The following is a 17,287-nucleotide window of genomic DNA, read 5'->3' on the forward strand; positions in this document are numbered from 1 at the left end:
TGTTTGGGACGGACTCTGAACGTGTGGGATGCGTTGGGTTCCTCAGACTTCGGCGTGCGTGGCAGTGACTGCGGCAAAGCGGTCGACGGCGAAGGCATCGATCGGCGTGGCCGTCTCGCCTTGCGTCACCATATCGGCCAGCACTTCGCCCACGCCCGGCGCAAGCAGGAAGCCCCCCCCCGAGAAGCCGAACGCATGCACCAGACGCGGTGTCGTGCGGCTCATGCCGATGATCGGGTTGTCGTCGGGCGTCTCGCCCTCCACCCCGCTCCACGTGCGAATCAGCAGCGCATTACGCAGCGCAGGCAGCAACGCGCACGCTTCTCGCATGACAGCGCGCGTGGTGTCGGCCGATGGCTGAGCGTATTCGCCGTCGCCTGTGCCGCGTCCGCCGCCGATCACGCAGTTGCCGCGCTCGACCTGCCGCGCATACACGCCGCCGCCATACACGCCGAGGTTGTGTCCGACAAACTTGGGCAACGGCTCCGTCACCCACATGTTCGGGTAGATGGCATGCATCGGCACACGCTCGCCGAACGTGCCCGCAATGTGATTCGCCCACGCGCCGGAGGTATTGAGCAACCAGTCGCAACTCACGTGCAGTTCGTCGCCGGTTTCCGGTTTCGCCGTCAGTTGGAAGCGCACACCGTCGTGCGTCACCGACGTAATCGGCATGCGCTCGCGAACGTCGGCACCGAGGGCGCGAGCGGCACGCGCGAATGCGGGCGAGACCAGACGCGGATTCGCGTGACCGTCGCTCATGCACAGCGAACCGCCGACAGCCCCCTCCCCCAGCCACGGGAAGCGCTCGCGAAACTCCGCGCCGCGAAACACCGTCGTGGACAAGCCGTAGTTCTGTGCCATTGCCGACCACGCGTCGAGGGGTTCGAGATCGCTCTCGCGACGCGCAAGCCGCAAGTGGCCCGAGCGGACGAATTCACCGTCGATGCCGATCAGCTCAGGCAGACGATCCCAGATCCGACGCGCCCGCATGGCGAGCGGCAACTGCACTTCAGGACGGCCCTGACAGCGCACACCGCCGTAGTTCACGCCGCTGGCCTGCGCGCCGCAATAGCGCCGCTCGAACAGCGCGACTTTCAGGCCACGCTCGGCCAGCGCCCGCGCGGCCGAGGCACCGACCAGCCCGCCACCGGCGACGACCACGTCGTAATGCAAGGTCTCACTCATCGCGCGCCTCCTCGGGAATGGCGGCGACGTTTTCGTCGAATAACATCGGGGCAATCGGAATCGGTTTGATCGGCGCCTGCGCACGCAGCCGCCCCACTTGCGCATATGTCTGTCCGCTGGCGTCGGCCAGCACATGACAGGCCGCTTCGCCGCACATACGGCCCTGACAGCGGCCCATACCCACACGGGTGAGCGCTTTCAGGCGGTTGATTTCGGTGACACCGTCCTGACGAACGCACTCGCGCAACGTGCCCGCACTGACCTCCTCGCAGCGGCAGACGAGCATGTCGTCGGGCCATTGCGCGGCAGGGTCTTTCGGCAGCGCAAACGCTTGCTCGATGCCTTCGCGAAAACGACGGATGCTCGCGAGCTTGTGTTCGATGGTCTTCGCGTCCGGTGCATCCGGCATGGACGGGGCCGCGACGCCAAGGTCTTCGAGCAACGCCAGCGCCGCGCGACGGCCTGCGAGTTCGGCGGCGTCTGCCCCTGCAATGCCCGCACCGTCGCCTGCGAGATAGATGCCGGGTTGCGAGCTGCGTCCGGCGGCGTCGCGCTCGGGCAGCCAGCATCGGTTCAGATCGTCGAACACGAAGCGACAACCCGCGAGATCGGCCAGTTGCGTCTCCGGTCGCAGGCCGAAACCGAGACCGACGGCATTGCATTCGACGCTCGACTCGCGACCGTTGTGCTGCCAGCGAATCGCGCGCACGCCTGCCGTGCCGTCGATGCCTTCGAGCGTCACGCCGTATTCGACGCGCACGCCGCGCGCACGCAACCACCCGAGGTAATAGACACCCTTGGCAAACGTCGACGGCTGACTCAGCAGACGCGGCGCGGCCTTCGCCTGTTCCACGAACGGGCTGGTATCGAGCACGGCAACGACATTCGCGCCAGCCTTCGCATATTGGTACGCCACGAGATACAGCAGCGGCCCGGTGCCAGCGAACACGACGCGCTCGCCAATCGCGCAGCCCTGTGCCTTGAGCGCGACCTGTGCGCCGCCCAGTGTGTACACGCCCGGCAGCGTCCAGCCCGGTGTGGGCAGCACGCGGTCGGTCGCACCGCTGGCAATGATCAGATGCGTGAACGGGACCGGCGCTTCACGTCCGCCGTGCATAGTGTGCAAACGCTGCGGATCGCACGCCCACACGAGCGTCTCAGGCCGGTAATCGACCTGCGGCAGAAGCGCCGCCATCGCGTTGTGCACGGCATCGGCCTTCGCTGCTTCGAAGCCGTACAGCGCCTGCTTGCTGCGTGCAAAACCTGCCCCTTGTGGCGGCTGACGATAGATCTGACCGCCCCAGCGAATGTTCTCGTCGAGCACGATCGGACGCATGCCCGCAGCGACCAGCGTTTGCGCGGCACGAATGCCCGCCGGGCCTGCGCCGACAATCACGATGTTCGCAACGTTGGCGACGTTGGTGTCGCCGGAAGTCACGATGCGCTCAGCCATGCGAGCCTCCGTGGACTTCGCTCGCATCAGGCGCACGCGTGACGATGCGCATGCCCGCCTGTATCGTGGTCGAGCAGGCACGCAGACGCGTGAGTTGGGCGTCGCCGCCGTCGGCGCTCACCGTCTCACAACGCACCCAGCAGTCCTGACACGCACCGATCATGCAGAAGCCGGCGCGCGGCGTGCCGCTGAACTCACTGATGCGCACGTGCCGTTGATGCGTGAGGATGGCAGTGAGCAACGTATCACCAGCGAGCGCCTGCACCGGTTCTCCGTCGATATAGAACGTTATGGGCGCACGCGCAGTCTCGGCCAGACGCGTCAGTTGCGGATGGCAAACGGACGAGCCGGACGCGCGCACGTCTTGAGGAAATTGGGAAGAGCTGGACATAAGAGTCGTCGTGGAGCGCGCGTTCAGTGCTGGCCGATGAGAATGCGATTCAGACCGTAGATGCGGTCGAGCAACAGCATCGCGCCGAGCGTGACGGCAATGACGAGCGCCGAGACGGACGCCATCATCGGATCGATCGACTCGGTGGCGTACATATACATACGGACCGGCAGCGTGACGGTTTGCGGCGCGGTGAGGAAGACCGACATCGTCAGTTCGTCGAAGCTGTTGATGAACGCGAGCAGCCAGCCACCGGTAATGCCCGGCAGAATCATCGGCATCGTCACGCGGCGGAACGTCGTCCACGATCCCGCCCCGAGCGAGGCCGCCGCGTTCTCGACGCTACGGTCCAGGCCGCTGATCGAGGCGAGCACGAGACGCATGATGAACGGCGTCACGACGATCATGTGCGCGAAGATGAGCGCGCCAAACGAGCCCGTCACACCGAGCATGGCGAAAAAGCGCAGCAGCGCGATGCCGAGCACGAGGCCCGGAATCACCAGTGGCGAGAGCAGCAGACCGTTGAGGAAGTTGCGGCCCGGGAAGCGCGAACGACCGATGGCGAGCGCCGCAGGCAACGCAATCGCGAGCGAGAGCGTGGCCGAGATGAACGCCAGCTTCAGACTGGTGAAGAACGACGCGATGAAGTCGGGATAGTCGAGAATCGCCCGGAACCAACGCAGCGAGATGCCGCGCGTGGGCAGCGAGAGCGTCTGCTCCGGCGTGAACGCGACCAGCACCACGATGATCATCGGGGCGAGAACGAAGAGGATGACGAGCGTGTGGAACGCGAGCGCCAGGGGACTGTTTTTACGCATGATGGCGAGTGAGTTCTGTTCTGCTTCAGTTCGGCAATAGCGTTGGCCTTAGCCCATGCTGCGCGAGTAACGGCGGTCGAGCAGACGGTAGTACGTCAGCATCACGATCAGGTTCGCCACCAGCAGCAACACGGCGATGGTTGCGCCCAGCGGCCAGTTCAGCGAGCTGAGGAACTGGTCGTAGACCGCGGTGGCGGCCACTTTGAGGCGGCGTCCGCCCAGCAGACTCGGGATTGCGAAAGCGCTCGCCGACAGGCCGAACACCATCAGGCTGCCCGACAGAATGCCCGGCACCAGTTGCGGCAGCACGATGCGGCGCAGCGTCGTCGCTTGCGACGCCATGAGCGAGAGCGCTGCGTTTTCCGTCTGCGGATCGAGGCGTTGCAGCGATGTCCACACCGGAATCACCATGAACGGCAGCATCACGTGCGCCAGCGCCACCACGATGGCGAAGTTGGTGTATTCCATCTTGAACGGCCCCATGCCGACCAGCCCGAACGCCTGATTGATCAGGCCGCCCGAACTGAGCAACATGCTCCAGCCGAACGCACGCACCACGATGGACACGAGCAACGGCGAGAGAATGATCAGCAGGAACAGCGAGCGCCACGGATCGCCCATGCGCGAGAGCACGTAGGCTTCGAACGTCCCCACCACGGCGCAGATCGCAGTGACCGTGAGCGAGATGCCGAACGTGCGCAGAAAGATCGTGTGGAAGTACGAGTCGAACAGCACTTCCTTGTAGTTCTCGAACTGGAACGCGGCAATCGGGCCACTTGCCGGATCGAACTGATAGAACGTGAGCGCGAGCGTCATGAGCAACGGGATCAGCACCAGCGCCACGAACAACAGCATGGCGGGCGCACTCATCACCCACATCGGCAGATAGGCGCTCCACGGTGCGCGCGCGACCGGCGCGGCGTCCGTACGCGGGACTTGCAGCGTCTCAGCCATTCGAGCACGCTCCTGCGGAAACGAAACGCACCGCCTCCGGCTGCCAGTCCAGACCGACCGGCGCCCCTTCGCTCAACGGCTCACCGCCTTCGTTCTGGCAGCACACGAGCACCTCGCCCAGCGCGCTGTCGACGCGGTACAGCCACTGGCTACCGAGGAAGAAGCGGCTTGTGACCGTCGCCGACAGACGGCCGGTCGACGGGGCGCACAAACGCACCTTTTCCGGACGCAGGCACATGGTGATGGCGTCGCCCACCGCCATGCCACGGTCGCGCGGTGCGAGGTCGGCGAGCGCAGCACGCTGCGTGAGTTGCGCGCCCAGTTCAATATGCAGATGCTCGCCGTCGCGCGCGGCCACACGCCCGTCGAGCATGTTCGCCTTGCCGATGAACTGCGAGACGAACGGCGTTTCCGGACGCTCGTAAGCACGGTACGGCGTGTCGACCTGCGTGATGCGTCCGGCTTCCATGACCACAACGCGATCGCTGATCGACAGCGCTTCGGATTGGTCGTGCGTCACCATGATGGTGGTCGTGCCGATCTTACGCTGGATCGAACGCAGTTCGAACTGCATGTCTTCGCGCAGCTTGGCGTCGAGGTTGGACATCGGCTCGTCGAGCAGCAGCACCGGCGGCGCGATCACCACGGCGCGCGCGATGGCCACGCGCTGACGCTGGCCGCCCGAGAGCTCACGCGGGAAGCGATGACCGAGCGCTTCGAGCCGCACGAGCGCGAGCGCTTCGCGAATGCGGTCCTTACGTTCCGACTTGTCGACGCCTCGCATCTCCAGACCGAATCCGACGTTATCCGCCACGGTCATGTGCGGGAACAGCGCGTAGCTCTGGAACACGATGCCCAGACCGCGCTTGTTCGGCCGCATGTTCGTGATGTCGCGCCCGTCGAGCGTAATGCGCCCGGTCGTGGCTTCGACGAAGCCCGCGATCATCTGCAACGTGGTGGTCTTGCCGCAGCCCGAGGGGCCGAGCAGCGAGACGAACTCGCCCTTCTCCACCGAGAGATTGACGTTCGAGACGGCATTCAGCTCGCCAAACGTCTTGGAAACATCCGTCAAAGTCAGAAAAGACATGGTCACTACCTTCGGACGCTCGCGCGTCGCATGAAATGCAATTGCATCGAACAGTAGCGAGCCAAATTGCATGTCGCAAGATAACGATTCCATGAAATGAGATAAATTTTCAGATTATTTCGTTTGACGGAATGTTTCACGGATGGACAAAGCTTTTCGTTTCGCGTCACCGTCTCGGGATAATCCCTAACTTATGCTGAATATTGGTTGTTTTTGCGGGTTTCGACGCATCGCGCCAGTTTTCAAGTCGTAGCGGCTTACGCTAGTATTTCGTTTGACGGAATATTCGAGACCCTGATGACCACCTCCGATTCACCCCGCGCAACGGCAAACTCGTCTGCGGAATCCGCCGGCGCGGGCATATTGCAACGCACGTTTGCCGTCATCCGCGCCCTCGGCGAAGCCAAGCCCGAAGGCGAGCGCGTCACCCACATCGCCAAAGCCGTCGGTCTGAGCCAGGCGACGGTGCACCGCATTCTTCACGCACTCATCGCCGAGCAGGTCGTGGAACAGGACGAGTCGTCCAAGCTGTACCGGCTGAGCATCGATTTCTTCGCGATGGCCGCGCAGGCGGGCAACCCGAGCGGCATGCGCACGTTGTGCCGTCCGTCTCTGCTGCGGCTGTGCGCGAGTCTCGGCGACACCATCTTTCTGCTGGTGCGCAGCAGCTTCGACGCCGTGTGCCTCGACATGTGCGAAGGCCCCTTCCCGATCCGTTCGTTCACCGGCGACATCGGCGGACGTGTGGCGCTGGGCGTGGGTCAGGGCAGTCTGGCGATTCTGGCGTTCCTGCCGGAGGCCGAGCGCGAGGAGATCATCCGCTTCAACGTGCCGCGACTGCGCGGCTACGGTGTGCTTGACGAGGTGTATCTGCGCACGGAGATCGAGCGCGTGCGTCAGTTGGGCTACGCCGGGAGCAACAGCGGTGTGCTCGACGGCATGGCCGGGGTCGCCGTGCCGGTGTTCGACCGCATGGGGCATGCCGTGGCTGCGCTGAGCGTCGGCACGCTGGCCGCACGGCTGTCGCAGGACCGCCTGCCGATGGTGGTGGAACTGTTGCGGCGTCAGGCCGAACTGATCGGCCCCCAGACGAATCCGTTCGACGTCGCCATGCGTCGCCCGATGCACGGCCTCACGCGCGCGCTCACGACGGAGCCGCTGGCTTAACGCTTGACGGGTTTGACACACGGGGTGGCATCGACGACGGAATCCGTCCTTTTGATGGCCGAAAATGGCCAGCATTTCATGCGGGGGACTGCGAAAATCGCGAGCGGGCCCGGCCTCCCTCCCTTTCCCACATCCTCATAGGCCGAAGCCTTCAGTGGAGAGCAGACATGGCATCAGGCGAACACGAGTACCGCGTCAACGTGGAATGGATCGGCAATCAGGGCAGCGGCACATCGGGCTATCGCGCGTACGGACGCAATCACGAGATTCGCGTTGACGGCAAACCCACGATCCCCGGCTCGGCGGACCCGGCCTTTCGCGGCGATGCGGCGCGCTGGAATCCGGAAGATTTGCTGGTCGCGTCGGCAAGCGCCTGTCACAAGCTCTGGTACCTGCACCTGTGCGCCGAGGCCGGGATTGTCGTCGAACGGTATGAGGACAACGCCGTCGGCACGATGCTCGACACCCCCTCCGAAGGACGCTTCACCCGCATCGTCTTGCGTCCACACGTGACGATTCGTGCCGGTGGCGATGTCGCGCTCGCCGAGCATCTGCATCACGCCGCACACGAGAAGTGCTACATCGCCAACTCGGTCAATTTCCCGATCGAATGCGAAGCGGTCATCGAGACGGTCGAGATTTGACTTCAGTGTCGTCAGCGCGCGATTGACCGGTGCGTGACGGCTTGATATGATCAATTCACTTTGAAAACGCCCTCCCGGTTCGCCGGGAGGGCGTTTCGTTTTGGTTCCACTCACAACGTTGGAATCAGGACATGAACATCTCCGCAGAACGCTTCACCGCTGCTGGCAACCTCCTCGGCCATGCACGATACGGCGAAGGCCCGACGCCCGTGCTCGTCATGCACGACTGGCTCGGCGATCACACCAGCTTCGACAACGCAATGCCCTGGCTCGACGGTCGCGCGTTCACTTACGTCTTCGTCGATCTGCGCGGGTACGGACTTTCCATCGATTTGACGGGCGATTACACGGTGGACGAAATTGCTGCCGATTGCCTCACGCTCGCCGATCATCTCGGCTGGTCGCGCTTTCACGTGATCGGTCATTCGATGACGGGGATGGTGACGCAACGTCTGGCGGTCGATGCGCCGTCGCGCATTGCAAGCGCCATCGGCGTATGTCCCGTGTCGGCGGCCGGAAACCGGTTGAACCCCGAGGCCCTCGCCTTCTTCTCCAGCACGACCAAAGACGACGAAGCCCTGCGACGATTGTTCAAGTACGTCAGCGGCGGACTATCCGACGTTTGGGTGGATCGCAAGGTCAGGCAGAACCGCACCACGGTCTCACCCGCCTGCCGGGCGCGGTACCTCGATATGCTGGTGACAACGGATTTCGCCGCAGAAGTTCAGGGGGCTGAAGGGGGGGACACCCCGTTTCTGGTCATCGTCGGCGACAAGGATCCCGGGCTCGACGCGGCCGCAATGGAGCGGACCTTTCTCGCCTGGCATCCCAACGCGGCGCTGGAAGTCATGCCGAACTGCGGGCACTACCCTATGCAGGCATGTCCGCCGTATTTCGCGTCAGTGATCGAGGCGTTCCTCACGCATAGCGCCTCGTAATCGTTGTTGAGTCAGCGGCAGGCGAGCGAACACCCTGCCGCACCGATCACGGCAACGGCACCCACGGCGGTGCCGAGCAAGAACGTTTGCGCCGAACTCGCGCAGCCCTGCAACCCCGTTGCTCCAACCAACAAGGCAGTAACAATTAGCCGGCGCATAACGCCTCCCATTCTGATGTTGGCGCATGGTAATGCGACAACATCCCGAAGGGAGCAACTCGTAAGGCCCGGGAATGGATATGCGCTGGCCCGATGGTACGGTGCCTTCATGACGTCATGACGTCATGACGTCAGAAGATCGGTCGATGACCGTGGTATGCCGAAGGCATCGTCACCCAGCAACTGCATGAGGGTCATGGCGTTGCGTTGGCCCTGATCCTCGTAGTTGTTGTTGAACACGACGTACACGCGTGCAACGACTTTCGCGATCACACGAATCGGATCGACCAGCGCCGCCAGTTCCGCTTCGCGATAGTCGTAGTTGAAACGCTCGGACGCCGCCGTGCTGTCGCGCACGTTCCACGTCTGCTGATTGCGTCCGTGCAGACGCAAGACCGCCGCGAGTGGCGACGTCGCCTCCCAGACTTGCGGGATGCTGTTCGTGAAACCCTGCGGCTCGTCGACCGTCGTGTTGACCCAGCCCATCTCGCGCAACCACGCCAGTGTCTTGTCGCAACGCTCGCCATCGAACCATCCGCGATGCCGGAACTCGGCGGCGATGCCGTAACCGGTCATGCGCTGCGCGCAGGCTTCGACGTGCTCGCGGCTGGACTTGTCGCCCGTCAGCCACGGTGGAAACTGGAAGTGCACCAGACCGAGCTTTCCTGCCTCGCGTAACGGCTCGATGGCCTCCAGATAGCGCCGCCAGATCTCGTCGATCAGCTCGTTCGGCAGGTCTTTGTAGTAGACGTTCGCGCGCGCCCCCGGCGGCAACGCCGGCTGGAGATCCTTGGGGAAAGCGATGCGCGGGGTCTGGTGGCCCGTGAGCAGACGGAAGGCCTTGATATTGAAGACGAACGCGTCCGGGGTGCGCTCGACCCACAGCCTCGCATTGGATCCCGAGGGCATCGCGTAGTAACTGCTGTCGACCTCGACCATCGGAAACTGGCTGGCGTAGAAGCGCAGACGCGCTTCGGCAGACGTATGCCCCGGTGGATAAAACCGCTTGCAGGCGATCAGCGATTTGTCTGTCCACGACGCCGTACCGACATAGACCTTGCCCATTCCGGAGCCTCCCATTGGCGCGATGTCGACCACGCGTCGGCCGCGCATCGGCCGCACATCGGCCGGTTCGCCATCCCGATATTCCGGCAGCTTTCGCACAAGTATAGGCGCGCGCCAAAGCCTCACGGCGGCACTGCGTTCGACGTAAATTGCTCGGTGACACAACGCCCGGAGGACGGGGACTGGAATGGGACGAACGCATGAAATACTGCATGCACATCTGATCCGGCACGCGCTCCCCGCGGCGTGCCGTTTATACGGCCCGCAGCTGACCCTGCGGGCCGCCTTTTTCGGATGGCATGCCGCGCGCTATCATGGTCCGCCATCAACATGCGGCCCGACAACGGATCGCCGCCTGCACGGACCTCTTGCCATGACCGAACGTCTGCCCGTCGAACTTCCCAAAGCCTACCGTCTGCTCAACCACGGCCCGACCGTTCTCGTGGGAAGCGCGCACGACGGGCGTCGCAACGTCATGGCCGCCGCGTGGTCGATGCCGCTCGACTTCTCGCCACCAAAGGTCGCCGTCGTCATCGACCGCAATACACTCACGCGCGAGCTGGTCGAAGCCTCGGGCGAGTTCTCGCTGAATGTGCCCGCGCGCCTGATCGCGCGTGAAACGCTGGCGGTCGGCTCGGTGTCCGGACGTGACACCGACAAATTCGCCGAAGGCACCGGCATGACAGCCTTCACCGGCTCGCACATCGCCGCGCCGCTCATCGACGGCTGCCTCGCATGGCTCGAATGCCGGGTGATTCCCGAACCGCACAACCAGGATCGTTACGACCTGTTCCTCGGTGAAGTCGTAGCGGCGTGGGCCGATCCGCATGCGTTTCGCGACGGACACTGGCAGTTCGAACCCGGCACATCGCGCAGTCTGCATTACATCGCCGGTGGCAACTTCTTCGAGACCGGCGAAGCCTTCGAAGTCAAACCCGGCAACTAGCCCGATACGATACTTCTCTGCGACAACCCACCATGAGCCACACCTTGCCGCCACGCCGCGCGACCGACAGAACCGATAGCCTCTACAGCAGCGACCGTCCCGCACAGACCGCGCACGCCTTGTGGCGTACGAGTGGCTCGGGTGGCGTGGGCCTCGGGGCGGACAGGGTCGACGCCGTGGCTGCGGGCACCATCGCGTCACCCTATTTGCCAAGTAGCCCCGGGCGGGGCAGAATTGACAGCGTTACGGATGTCTTCGATCGTGAGTCCACGTGGCTCCACGCCCGCTCCACCGTAGCAGTTGAACCGTCTGCGAAGTCTGTGCCGAGCGCATCGCCTTTCATGGCCGCCGCGCCCGGCGCATCGCTCGCATCTGCTGTGCGCTTCGAGCATCACGAGTCGTTCGAACCTTTCGTGCAGTTGCCGAATTCGCGGCCCGAACCATCTCCGTCAACGGCACTGCTGTCGTCCACCCGCTGGGCCCTGCCCACCCGTCGCGACATGACTGCATCCGGCCACGATTCCTCCGACGCCAACGATCTTAACGACGCCCGCGCCCGTCTCCTGCGCTCTGCGGGCTCGCCACTTGGACGCACCACCGGTGTGGGCCTCGACGAGGCAGAACGCCTCGCCGCGCTGCGTCGTTACGAGATTCTCGACACACCGCCCGAACCCGCCTTCGACCGTATCGTGCGACTTGCCTCGCACGTGTTGGGCGCACCGATCTCGCTCGTCTCCCTGATCGACGAATCGCGCCAGTGGTTCAAGGCGCGGCGAGGCATCGACGCCTCGCAAACGCCACGCTCGATGGCTTTCTGTGCCCACGCCATTCTCAGCGATGACGTGCTCGTCGTGCCCGACGCGCGTGCCGACCGGCGCTTCGCCGATAATCCGCTCGTGACGGGTGACCCGAACATCCGTTTCTACGCAGGCGCGCCGCTGCGCACCCCCGAGGGGCACCGGCTGGGCACGCTGTGCGTGATCGACCGCCGTCCCCGCGATCTTGACGACGAGAAACGCGGCTTGCTGGCGGATCTCTCCTCCCTTGTGGTGGATGAACTCGAACTGCGCCGTGTGAATCGGGTGCTCGGCGACATGGCGATGCGCGACGGCCTGACCGGCCTGCTCAACCGCCGGGCCTTTCTCATGCAGGCCGACCGGCTGTTCGGGCTCGCGCGTGCGCAGCAGCGCCGCCTGGCCGTCCTGATGCTCGACATCGATCACTTCAAGGGGATCAACGACACCTGGGGGCATGCCATCGGCGACCGGGTAATCGTCGAGTTGACGCTGGTGTTGCGGGCTGCGCTGCGCAAGAGTACTGTGATCGGCCGTCTGGGCGGCGAAGAGTTCGCCGTGCTGCTGCCCGAGGCCGATGCGCAACGTGCCTTACAGGCAGCGGAGCGCATGCTCGTCGCAATCAACGGCGCGAGCGTACCGGCGAACGGAACGAACGGGAACGCTCCGGTGCGCTTTTCCGCCAGCATCGGTGTCGCCAGCCTCGGCCCGGACGACACCGATTTCAGTACCCTGCTGCAACGTGCCGACCGCGCGCTTTATGCGGCCAAGCAAGGCGGCCGCAATCGCGTGGCCGTGCTGTGATTTCCATCCCTCCTCGATCGATTTCGACCGATTTCGACTGATCCCGACTGAAGACATACACCACCACCGCAATGGGTAAGAGCCGACTAGAAGCATTCAGCGATGGCGTGATCGCCATCATTATCACGATCATGGTGCTGGAGATGAAAGCGCCGCACGGCAGCGAACTGGCAGACCTGCTGCCAGTCGCGCCGACGTTTCTCACTTACATCCTCAGTTACGTCTATGTCGGCCTGTACTGGAACAACCACCATCATCTTTTCCAGGTAGTCCAGAAGGTGTCCGGTGGCGTTCTGTGGGCCAACCTGCACCTACTGTTCTGGCTGTCTCTGATCCCGTTCGTCACGCACTGGCTCGGTGAAAATCACTTCACCGCGTGGCCGACGGCGCTCTACGGTGTAGTCCTGTGCATGGCGGCCATTGCCCACTACATTCTGTCGCGAACCCTTCTGGCCGTACACGACGGCGGCAACAAGAAGCTGGCCGACGCCCTCGGGCGCGACTACAAGGGCAAGTTGTCGGTGGTGGTCTACGCCCTGGCGATCGGGCTGGCGTTCGTGGTGCCGGCGGTCTCGCTGGCGCTGTACGCGCTCATGGCCGCCGTGTGGCTGATCCCGGACCGCCGCATCGAACATGTAATCGAGAAGTGACCTCTTTGGCACGGTGCGCGGCGGCAGTCGACGCGCACCGGGTTTTTCCGTAGTATCCGCACCACTATGCAAAACGTAACTTTTGAACTGACGGGCGAATTCGTCGCCCTGAACGACCTGCTCAAACTCACCGGCGTCGTCGATTCCGGCGGCGCGGGCAAAGTCATGGTGGCCAACGGCGCGGTCAGTGTCGACGGCCAGATCGAGACCCGCAAGACCTGCAAGATCCGTGCAGGCCAGACGGTCGCTGTCGACGGCGTGCGTATCCGGGTGAAGGCCGCTTAAGGCGGACTGAAGGCGGCGGTCTGGCCGATTCGTCCGACCGCGCCGGTCGTCCCCCTTCGTTGTCCGCGCCCCCTTCATTCTCGACACATCGACGGTTTTACCCTCGAATCTCCTACTTCCCGGCACGGCGCCGTCGCGTGACGCCCTCCCGGTTTCTCCCACGTGAGCCTGCCTCCGCAGGTCGCTATACTTGAAAGCGATTTTGGCGTGTCAGCCCCAGTCACCCCCGACAATGATTGCAGGACGTCCGAGGAGGCCCTTGCGATGGTCGTGCCCGGTTCACCGTCCGCCACAGGCGCCACACCGGCACCGGGACGCGAAGCGCTGCTCGAAGCTCTCGACCGGTCGCTGGGCACGCTTACGCTCACGCCGGACGGCCTCATCGCCGACGTCAACGACAAATTCCTCGGCGTCTTCGGGTACACACGCGATCAACTGATCGGCAAGCCGCACGCCATGCTGTGCGACCCGGCCGACCCGACCTGCGGCGACGCCCTCGCGCAAGTGCTCACCACGCGGTGCTCGCATACCGATCAGGTCCGCCGCCTTCGCCACGACGGCAGCACCGTCTGGCTCGAGGCCACCTACAACCCTATCTTCGACGACGGCAAGCTCGCCTTCGTGATCAAGCTGGCCGTCGATGTGACGGCCCGCGTGGCGCGTCAGGCCGCCGACGACGCGCGTCTACATCTGCTGTCGCTCGGCGTCGACGAGACGGACAATGCTGTCCTCATCACCGACGCCCAGAGCCGCGTCTGTTACGTGAACGCCGGTTTTACCCGCATGCTCGGTTACGCGGCGAGCGAGGTCGTCGGCCAGTCGGTGCACGCCTCGTCCGGCGACAACAGCCCGATGGACGAATTCGCGAGCGGCGCGGCAGCGGTTGAAGTCAAGCAAGCCATCTCCGGGTGCCTCGTCCCCGCCCGTGACGGCCGCAGTTGCCATTGCGAAGTGCTGGTGCGCACCGCGCAGCGTCAACCGCTGTGGGTCTCCGTCGTGACGAACCCGATTCTCGACGCACAGAGCAAACTCGTGAACGCGGTAGTGCTGTTCACGGACATCACACAATCGAAGATTCAGGAAGTGTTGCAACACAAAGCGCTGGCCGCGATGGTGCGCGATGCGCCGCTCGTGGAAGTGCTCACGCTCGTATGCCGCGAACTGGAGCAGATCGCGCCCGAAGTCATGGCCTCCGTCGTGCGCGTGGATGCCGAAGGCAAGCTCCGGCCGCAAGCCGGGCCCAGTCTGCCCGCGCAATATCACCAGACCATCGATGGCATCGCCATCGGCCCGAACGTGGGCACGTGCGGGACAGCGGCATTTCTGGCGCGGCCGGTGACCGTGACCGACATCGCCAACGATCCGCGCTGGGCCGATTATCGCGAGATGGCGACCGAGTACGGGCTGGCGGCGTCGTGGGCGATGCCGATCATCGCAAACGACGGCCGGGTGCTCGGCGTGCTCGCGTTTTACTATCGCACCGCGCGTGGCCCGGATGCCCTGCACGAGCGGCTGGTCGACGTCTGCGTGCATCTTTGCAAACTCGCCTTCGAGCGCGACGAATCGCGCACGCGCATCCGTCAACTGGCATTCTCCGACAGCCTGACGGGGCTGCCCAATCGCAGCATGCTCGGCGTGCTCGCCGCACAGGCCATTGCGAGTGCGGCGGAGCTGAACACCCGCATGGCGGTCATCTTCATCGATCTGGATCGCTTCAAGCAGGTTAACGATTCGCTCGGCCATCAGGCAGGCGACGCACTGCTGCGCACGATTGCCCAGCGCCTGCGCCGTTCGCTGCGCGGCGCGGATATCGTGGCGCGACTCTCAGGCGACGAGTTCGTCGCCGTGCTCACCGAATGCGATCCGGAACGGCTCGACATCGCGATCGAGCGCATGCGCACGGCACTCGCCGCCCCGTGTCAGGTCGACGGGGTGACGCTCGTGCCGTCGGGCAGCTTCGGCATCAGCCTGTATCCGAACCACGGACGGGAATTCGACATCCTGCTGCAACGCGCCGACATGGCGATGTATCAGGCGAAAATGACGAGCCCGGGGAGCGTGCGCTTTTACCACGAGGACATGAATGTCCACGCGCAGGAACGGCTGGAGCTGGAGACCGCCATGCGCGACGCGCTGCGTCTGGGCAAGCTGCAGTTGTTCTATCAGCCGCAGATCAATCTGCTCGACGAATCGGTGTACGGTGCAGAAGCGCTCACGCGTTGGACGCACCCGCAGTACGGCGAGGTGCCGCCATCGCGCTTCATCGCACTGGCCGAGGAATGCGGCCTGATCGGCGAGCTGGGCACGTGGACGCTGCGCGAATCGTGCCGTCAACTGGCCGACTGGCGTCGGCGCGGTGTCGGCATCGGCAACGTGTCGGTCAATCTGTCGCCGACCAATTTCCACGATCACGATCTGCCGCACACGATTGCCGAAGTGCTGGCCGATCACGCGCTACCGCCGTCGTGCCTGGCCATCGAGATCACGGAAAGCGTGCTGATGGATCACAACCCCAGCACGCTGCGCATCATCGAGGAAGTCCACAATCTGGGCGTGCGACTGTCGATGGACGACTTCGGCACCGGGTATTCGAGTCTCGGCTATCTGCGCCGACTGCCGGTTTCGGAACTGAAACTCGACCGCAGCTTCGTGCACGACATTGCGCGCGACGAAACGGTGCGTGCGCTAACCAACGCGATCATCAGCATTGGCCGCAACCTGCATCTGACTGTGGTCGCCGAAGGAGTGGAAGACGAAGCCCAGCGCGACTTGCTGGTCGCACAAGGCTATCGCGTGGCGCAGGGGTATCTGTTCTCCCCCGCTTTGAGCGCCGACGATCTGGAACACTGGCTCGAACGCTGGTCCGCACAGCGACGCTCGCCCGATCCTGTTCAATCCTGAATCAGGGCGCCAGCCCCAATTCCATCTGATGCAGGGCCGTCTCGATGGCCTGGCTCTGCTCGCCGTTGAGGGCATCGGCCGCCACACTCGTCTCGCGGCGATAGATCATCTCGCCATAGATGTTCGCCAACACGCGCGCTGCCGGACACAACGACAGGTTGCTGTCTGCGGCCTGATGACTGGTCCAGTAGTTGATCGCTTGCTCGATGTCGGCGATGGAATAGTTGGCTTTCATGAGATGTCGTGTCTCGCCGTGGAGTGGAATACTGTAATTATATACAGTATTCGGGGAGTCGGAGAATGGCCCCATCCCGGACCCATTGACGTCAATTCTCAGGCGCACGTTTCGGAACTGCAACACTTGATGCTCGACATCGGATGCCGCTCCGCCGACGCACGCCAACAATCCACGCAAAATCATCCACTTAGCAACTCCGGCACGATATTGGCTTAAGGCAGAGGAAACGCCGCGCGACGTCCCCTCCGTTCGCAAAGCGCCCCCTCACGATTGCCCCGACGGAGCCCATCATGCCGCCGAGACACGTCACACCCTGCACGTGCGTTTGCCCCATGGATCACGAAAGACGGCGCCGTCCGGACATCCTCCGATGGTTCGCGCTGCTGGCGATCGGCTTGCTGGCCACGATGGCTGCCCCGCACGTGCATGCGCAATCGATGCCTCCATCCACGGCGAAACCCGTCGATGCATTTCATCAGCCTTGCGTGGCCGTCCGCGCGTTGCCGGACGAGGCAGCACGTGACGTTTCGGGCGCGGCGAGGGCCTTCGTCTTCATCTCGCGTGTGCGCAAACCGCATAAACAGTACGTCGATCTGGATGATCGGTGCGCGACCCCGCCAGCGTTCGCACCGACGCGCGATGTCGACTCAACCTCCGTCTGGTATGTCGACGCACCCGCCGCCGGTGTGCACGCACCGTCGCGTCATCCGGGGGCACTGACCTTGCACGGCGTGACGTCCTGAGCGACGGGCCGCCGCGTTTGTTATGCTGCGACTTTCGCGCACCGGTTGTGCATGTGTTTACGC

Annotated in this window: 17 protein-coding genes; 9 read left to right on the forward strand and 8 right to left on the reverse strand. The window is 64.0% G+C overall.

Going from position 1 to position 17,287, the window contains the following annotated elements:
* Nucleotides 1-42: 42 nt before the first annotated feature.
* From NTU39_RS16175 to NTU39_RS16200, 6 genes are read right to left on the reverse strand one after another with little or no spacing between them, the layout of a single operon-like run.
* Nucleotides 43-1,188, reverse strand: a complete 1,146-nt coding sequence (locus tag NTU39_RS16175; protein ID WP_257958061.1) for an NAD(P)/FAD-dependent oxidoreductase — start codon at nucleotides 1,186-1,188, stop codon at nucleotides 43-45.
* On the reverse strand, nucleotides 1,181-2,641 hold the full coding sequence (locus tag NTU39_RS16180) for an FAD/NAD(P)-dependent oxidoreductase (protein WP_150663111.1): 1,461 nt from the start codon (nucleotides 2,639-2,641) through the stop codon (nucleotides 1,181-1,183). Before NTU39_RS16180 ends, NTU39_RS16175 begins: the two co-directional genes overlap by 8 nt.
* Nucleotides 2,634-3,032 carry a (2Fe-2S)-binding protein gene (locus NTU39_RS16185; protein WP_150663112.1) on the reverse strand — a complete coding sequence of 133 codons (399 nt, stop codon included), beginning with the start codon at nucleotides 3,030-3,032 and terminating at the stop codon, nucleotides 2,634-2,636. Before NTU39_RS16185 ends, NTU39_RS16180 begins: the two co-directional genes overlap by 8 nt.
* Nucleotides 3,033-3,055: 23 nt before the next feature.
* A complete protein-coding gene (locus NTU39_RS16190; protein WP_150574625.1) occupies nucleotides 3,056-3,850 on the reverse strand; it encodes an ABC transporter permease in 795 nt (264 codons plus the stop codon).
* A gap of 48 nt (nucleotides 3,851-3,898) precedes the next feature.
* The gene (locus NTU39_RS16195; protein ID WP_039397742.1) at nucleotides 3,899-4,804 is read right to left on the reverse strand and encodes an ABC transporter permease; all 906 of its coding nucleotides are present in this window, start codon (nucleotides 4,802-4,804) and stop codon (nucleotides 3,899-3,901) included.
* Nucleotides 4,797-5,891: an ABC transporter ATP-binding protein gene (locus NTU39_RS16200; RefSeq protein ID WP_039402917.1), complete on the reverse strand. Its 1,095-nt coding sequence runs from the start codon at nucleotides 5,889-5,891 to the stop codon at nucleotides 4,797-4,799. Before NTU39_RS16200 ends, NTU39_RS16195 begins: the two co-directional genes overlap by 8 nt.
* A gap of 297 nt (nucleotides 5,892-6,188) precedes the next feature.
* Here NTU39_RS16200 and NTU39_RS16205 point away from each other — a divergent pair, with 297 nt between their 5' ends.
* The 3 genes from NTU39_RS16205 (at nucleotide 6,189) to NTU39_RS16215 (ending at nucleotide 8,640) form a co-directional block, all read left to right on the forward strand.
* Nucleotides 6,189-7,058: an IclR family transcriptional regulator gene (locus NTU39_RS16205; RefSeq protein WP_150663113.1), complete on the forward strand. Its 870-nt coding sequence runs from the start codon at nucleotides 6,189-6,191 to the stop codon at nucleotides 7,056-7,058.
* Between the two features lie 167 nt (nucleotides 7,059-7,225).
* Nucleotides 7,226-7,702: an OsmC family protein gene (locus NTU39_RS16210; protein ID WP_150663114.1), complete on the forward strand. Its 477-nt coding sequence runs from the start codon at nucleotides 7,226-7,228 to the stop codon at nucleotides 7,700-7,702.
* A 131-nt stretch (nucleotides 7,703-7,833) separates the two neighbouring features.
* Complete coding sequence (locus NTU39_RS16215; protein WP_257958062.1) at nucleotides 7,834-8,640, forward strand: alpha/beta fold hydrolase; 807 nt, start codon at nucleotides 7,834-7,836, stop codon at nucleotides 8,638-8,640.
* Nucleotides 8,641-8,921: 281 nt separating this feature from the next.
* Here NTU39_RS16215 and NTU39_RS16220 read toward each other — a convergent pair whose 3' ends face one another.
* Nucleotides 8,922-9,863 carry a DUF72 domain-containing protein gene (locus NTU39_RS16220; RefSeq protein ID WP_174984417.1) on the reverse strand — a complete coding sequence of 314 codons (942 nt, stop codon included), beginning with the start codon at nucleotides 9,861-9,863 and terminating at the stop codon, nucleotides 8,922-8,924.
* Nucleotides 9,864-10,236: 373 nt separating this feature from the next.
* On the opposite strand from NTU39_RS16220, the gene NTU39_RS16225 reads away from it, so the two are divergent.
* The 5 genes from NTU39_RS16225 (at nucleotide 10,237) to NTU39_RS16245 (ending at nucleotide 16,243) form a co-directional block, all read left to right on the forward strand.
* Entirely contained in the window at nucleotides 10,237-10,809 is a 573-nt protein-coding gene (locus NTU39_RS16225) for a flavin reductase family protein (protein ID WP_257958063.1), read from the forward strand.
* A 341-nt stretch (nucleotides 10,810-11,150) separates the two neighbouring features.
* The gene (locus tag NTU39_RS16230) at nucleotides 11,151-12,407 is read left to right on the forward strand and encodes a GGDEF domain-containing protein (protein ID WP_246184435.1); all 1,257 of its coding nucleotides are present in this window, start codon (nucleotides 11,151-11,153) and stop codon (nucleotides 12,405-12,407) included.
* A 71-nt stretch (nucleotides 12,408-12,478) separates the two neighbouring features.
* Entirely contained in the window at nucleotides 12,479-13,057 is a 579-nt protein-coding gene (locus NTU39_RS16235) for a TMEM175 family protein (RefSeq protein WP_150663117.1), read from the forward strand.
* Between the two features lie 66 nt (nucleotides 13,058-13,123).
* A complete protein-coding gene (locus NTU39_RS16240) occupies nucleotides 13,124-13,342 on the forward strand; it encodes an RNA-binding S4 domain-containing protein (protein ID WP_046292298.1) in 219 nt (72 codons plus the stop codon).
* 264 nt (nucleotides 13,343-13,606) lie between these two features.
* A complete protein-coding gene (locus NTU39_RS16245; RefSeq protein ID WP_257958064.1) occupies nucleotides 13,607-16,243 on the forward strand; it encodes a sensor domain-containing phosphodiesterase in 2,637 nt (878 codons plus the stop codon).
* A 1-nt stretch (nucleotide 16,244) separates the two neighbouring features.
* Here NTU39_RS16245 and NTU39_RS16250 read toward each other — a convergent pair whose 3' ends face one another.
* On the reverse strand, nucleotides 16,245-16,478 hold the full coding sequence (locus tag NTU39_RS16250; protein WP_150663119.1) for a DUF3717 domain-containing protein: 234 nt from the start codon (nucleotides 16,476-16,478) through the stop codon (nucleotides 16,245-16,247).
* 335 nt (nucleotides 16,479-16,813) lie between these two features.
* Here NTU39_RS16250 and NTU39_RS16255 point away from each other — a divergent pair, with 335 nt between their 5' ends.
* Nucleotides 16,814-17,224, forward strand: a complete 411-nt coding sequence (locus NTU39_RS16255; protein WP_150663120.1) for a hypothetical protein — start codon at nucleotides 16,814-16,816, stop codon at nucleotides 17,222-17,224.
* Nucleotides 17,225-17,287 lie beyond the last annotated feature (63 nt).

It is taken from the genome of Pandoraea commovens (assembly GCF_024704525.1).
GTDB lineage: Bacteria > Pseudomonadota > Gammaproteobacteria > Burkholderiales > Burkholderiaceae > Pandoraea > Pandoraea commovens.

Coding starts and splice junctions, on each gene's coding strand:
- NTU39_RS16180 (WP_150663111.1), bottom strand. CDS start 2,641: ATGGCTGAGCGCATCGTGACTTCCGGCGACACCAACGTCGCCAACGTT.
- NTU39_RS16250 (WP_150663119.1), bottom strand. CDS start 16,478: ATGAAAGCCAACTATTCCATCGCCGACATCGAGCAAGCGATCAACTAC.
- NTU39_RS16200 (WP_039402917.1), bottom strand. CDS start 5,891: ATGTCTTTTCTGACTTTGACGGATGTTTCCAAGACGTTTGGCGAGCTG.
- NTU39_RS16190 (WP_150574625.1), bottom strand. CDS start 3,850: ATGCGTAAAAACAGTCCCCTGGCGCTCGCGTTCCACACGCTCGTCATC.
- NTU39_RS16255 (WP_150663120.1), top strand. CDS start 16,814: ATGGATCACGAAAGACGGCGCCGTCCGGACATCCTCCGATGGTTCGCG.
- NTU39_RS16230 (WP_246184435.1), top strand. CDS start 11,151: ATGGCCGCCGCGCCCGGCGCATCGCTCGCATCTGCTGTGCGCTTCGAG.
- NTU39_RS16235 (WP_150663117.1), top strand. CDS start 12,479: ATGGGTAAGAGCCGACTAGAAGCATTCAGCGATGGCGTGATCGCCATC.
- NTU39_RS16245 (WP_257958064.1), top strand. CDS start 13,607: ATGGTCGTGCCCGGTTCACCGTCCGCCACAGGCGCCACACCGGCACCG.
- NTU39_RS16240 (WP_046292298.1), top strand. CDS start 13,124: ATGCAAAACGTAACTTTTGAACTGACGGGCGAATTCGTCGCCCTGAAC.
- NTU39_RS16215 (WP_257958062.1), top strand. CDS start 7,834: ATGAACATCTCCGCAGAACGCTTCACCGCTGCTGGCAACCTCCTCGGC.
- NTU39_RS16210 (WP_150663114.1), top strand. CDS start 7,226: ATGGCATCAGGCGAACACGAGTACCGCGTCAACGTGGAATGGATCGGC.
- NTU39_RS16185 (WP_150663112.1), bottom strand. CDS start 3,032: ATGTCCAGCTCTTCCCAATTTCCTCAAGACGTGCGCGCGTCCGGCTCG.
- NTU39_RS16220 (WP_174984417.1), bottom strand. CDS start 9,863: ATGGGCAAGGTCTATGTCGGTACGGCGTCGTGGACAGACAAATCGCTG.
- NTU39_RS16225 (WP_257958063.1), top strand. CDS start 10,237: ATGACCGAACGTCTGCCCGTCGAACTTCCCAAAGCCTACCGTCTGCTC.
- NTU39_RS16205 (WP_150663113.1), top strand. CDS start 6,189: ATGACCACCTCCGATTCACCCCGCGCAACGGCAAACTCGTCTGCGGAA.
- NTU39_RS16175 (WP_257958061.1), bottom strand. CDS start 1,188: ATGAGTGAGACCTTGCATTACGACGTGGTCGTCGCCGGTGGCGGGCTG.
- NTU39_RS16195 (WP_039397742.1), bottom strand. CDS start 4,804: ATGGCTGAGACGCTGCAAGTCCCGCGTACGGACGCCGCGCCGGTCGCG.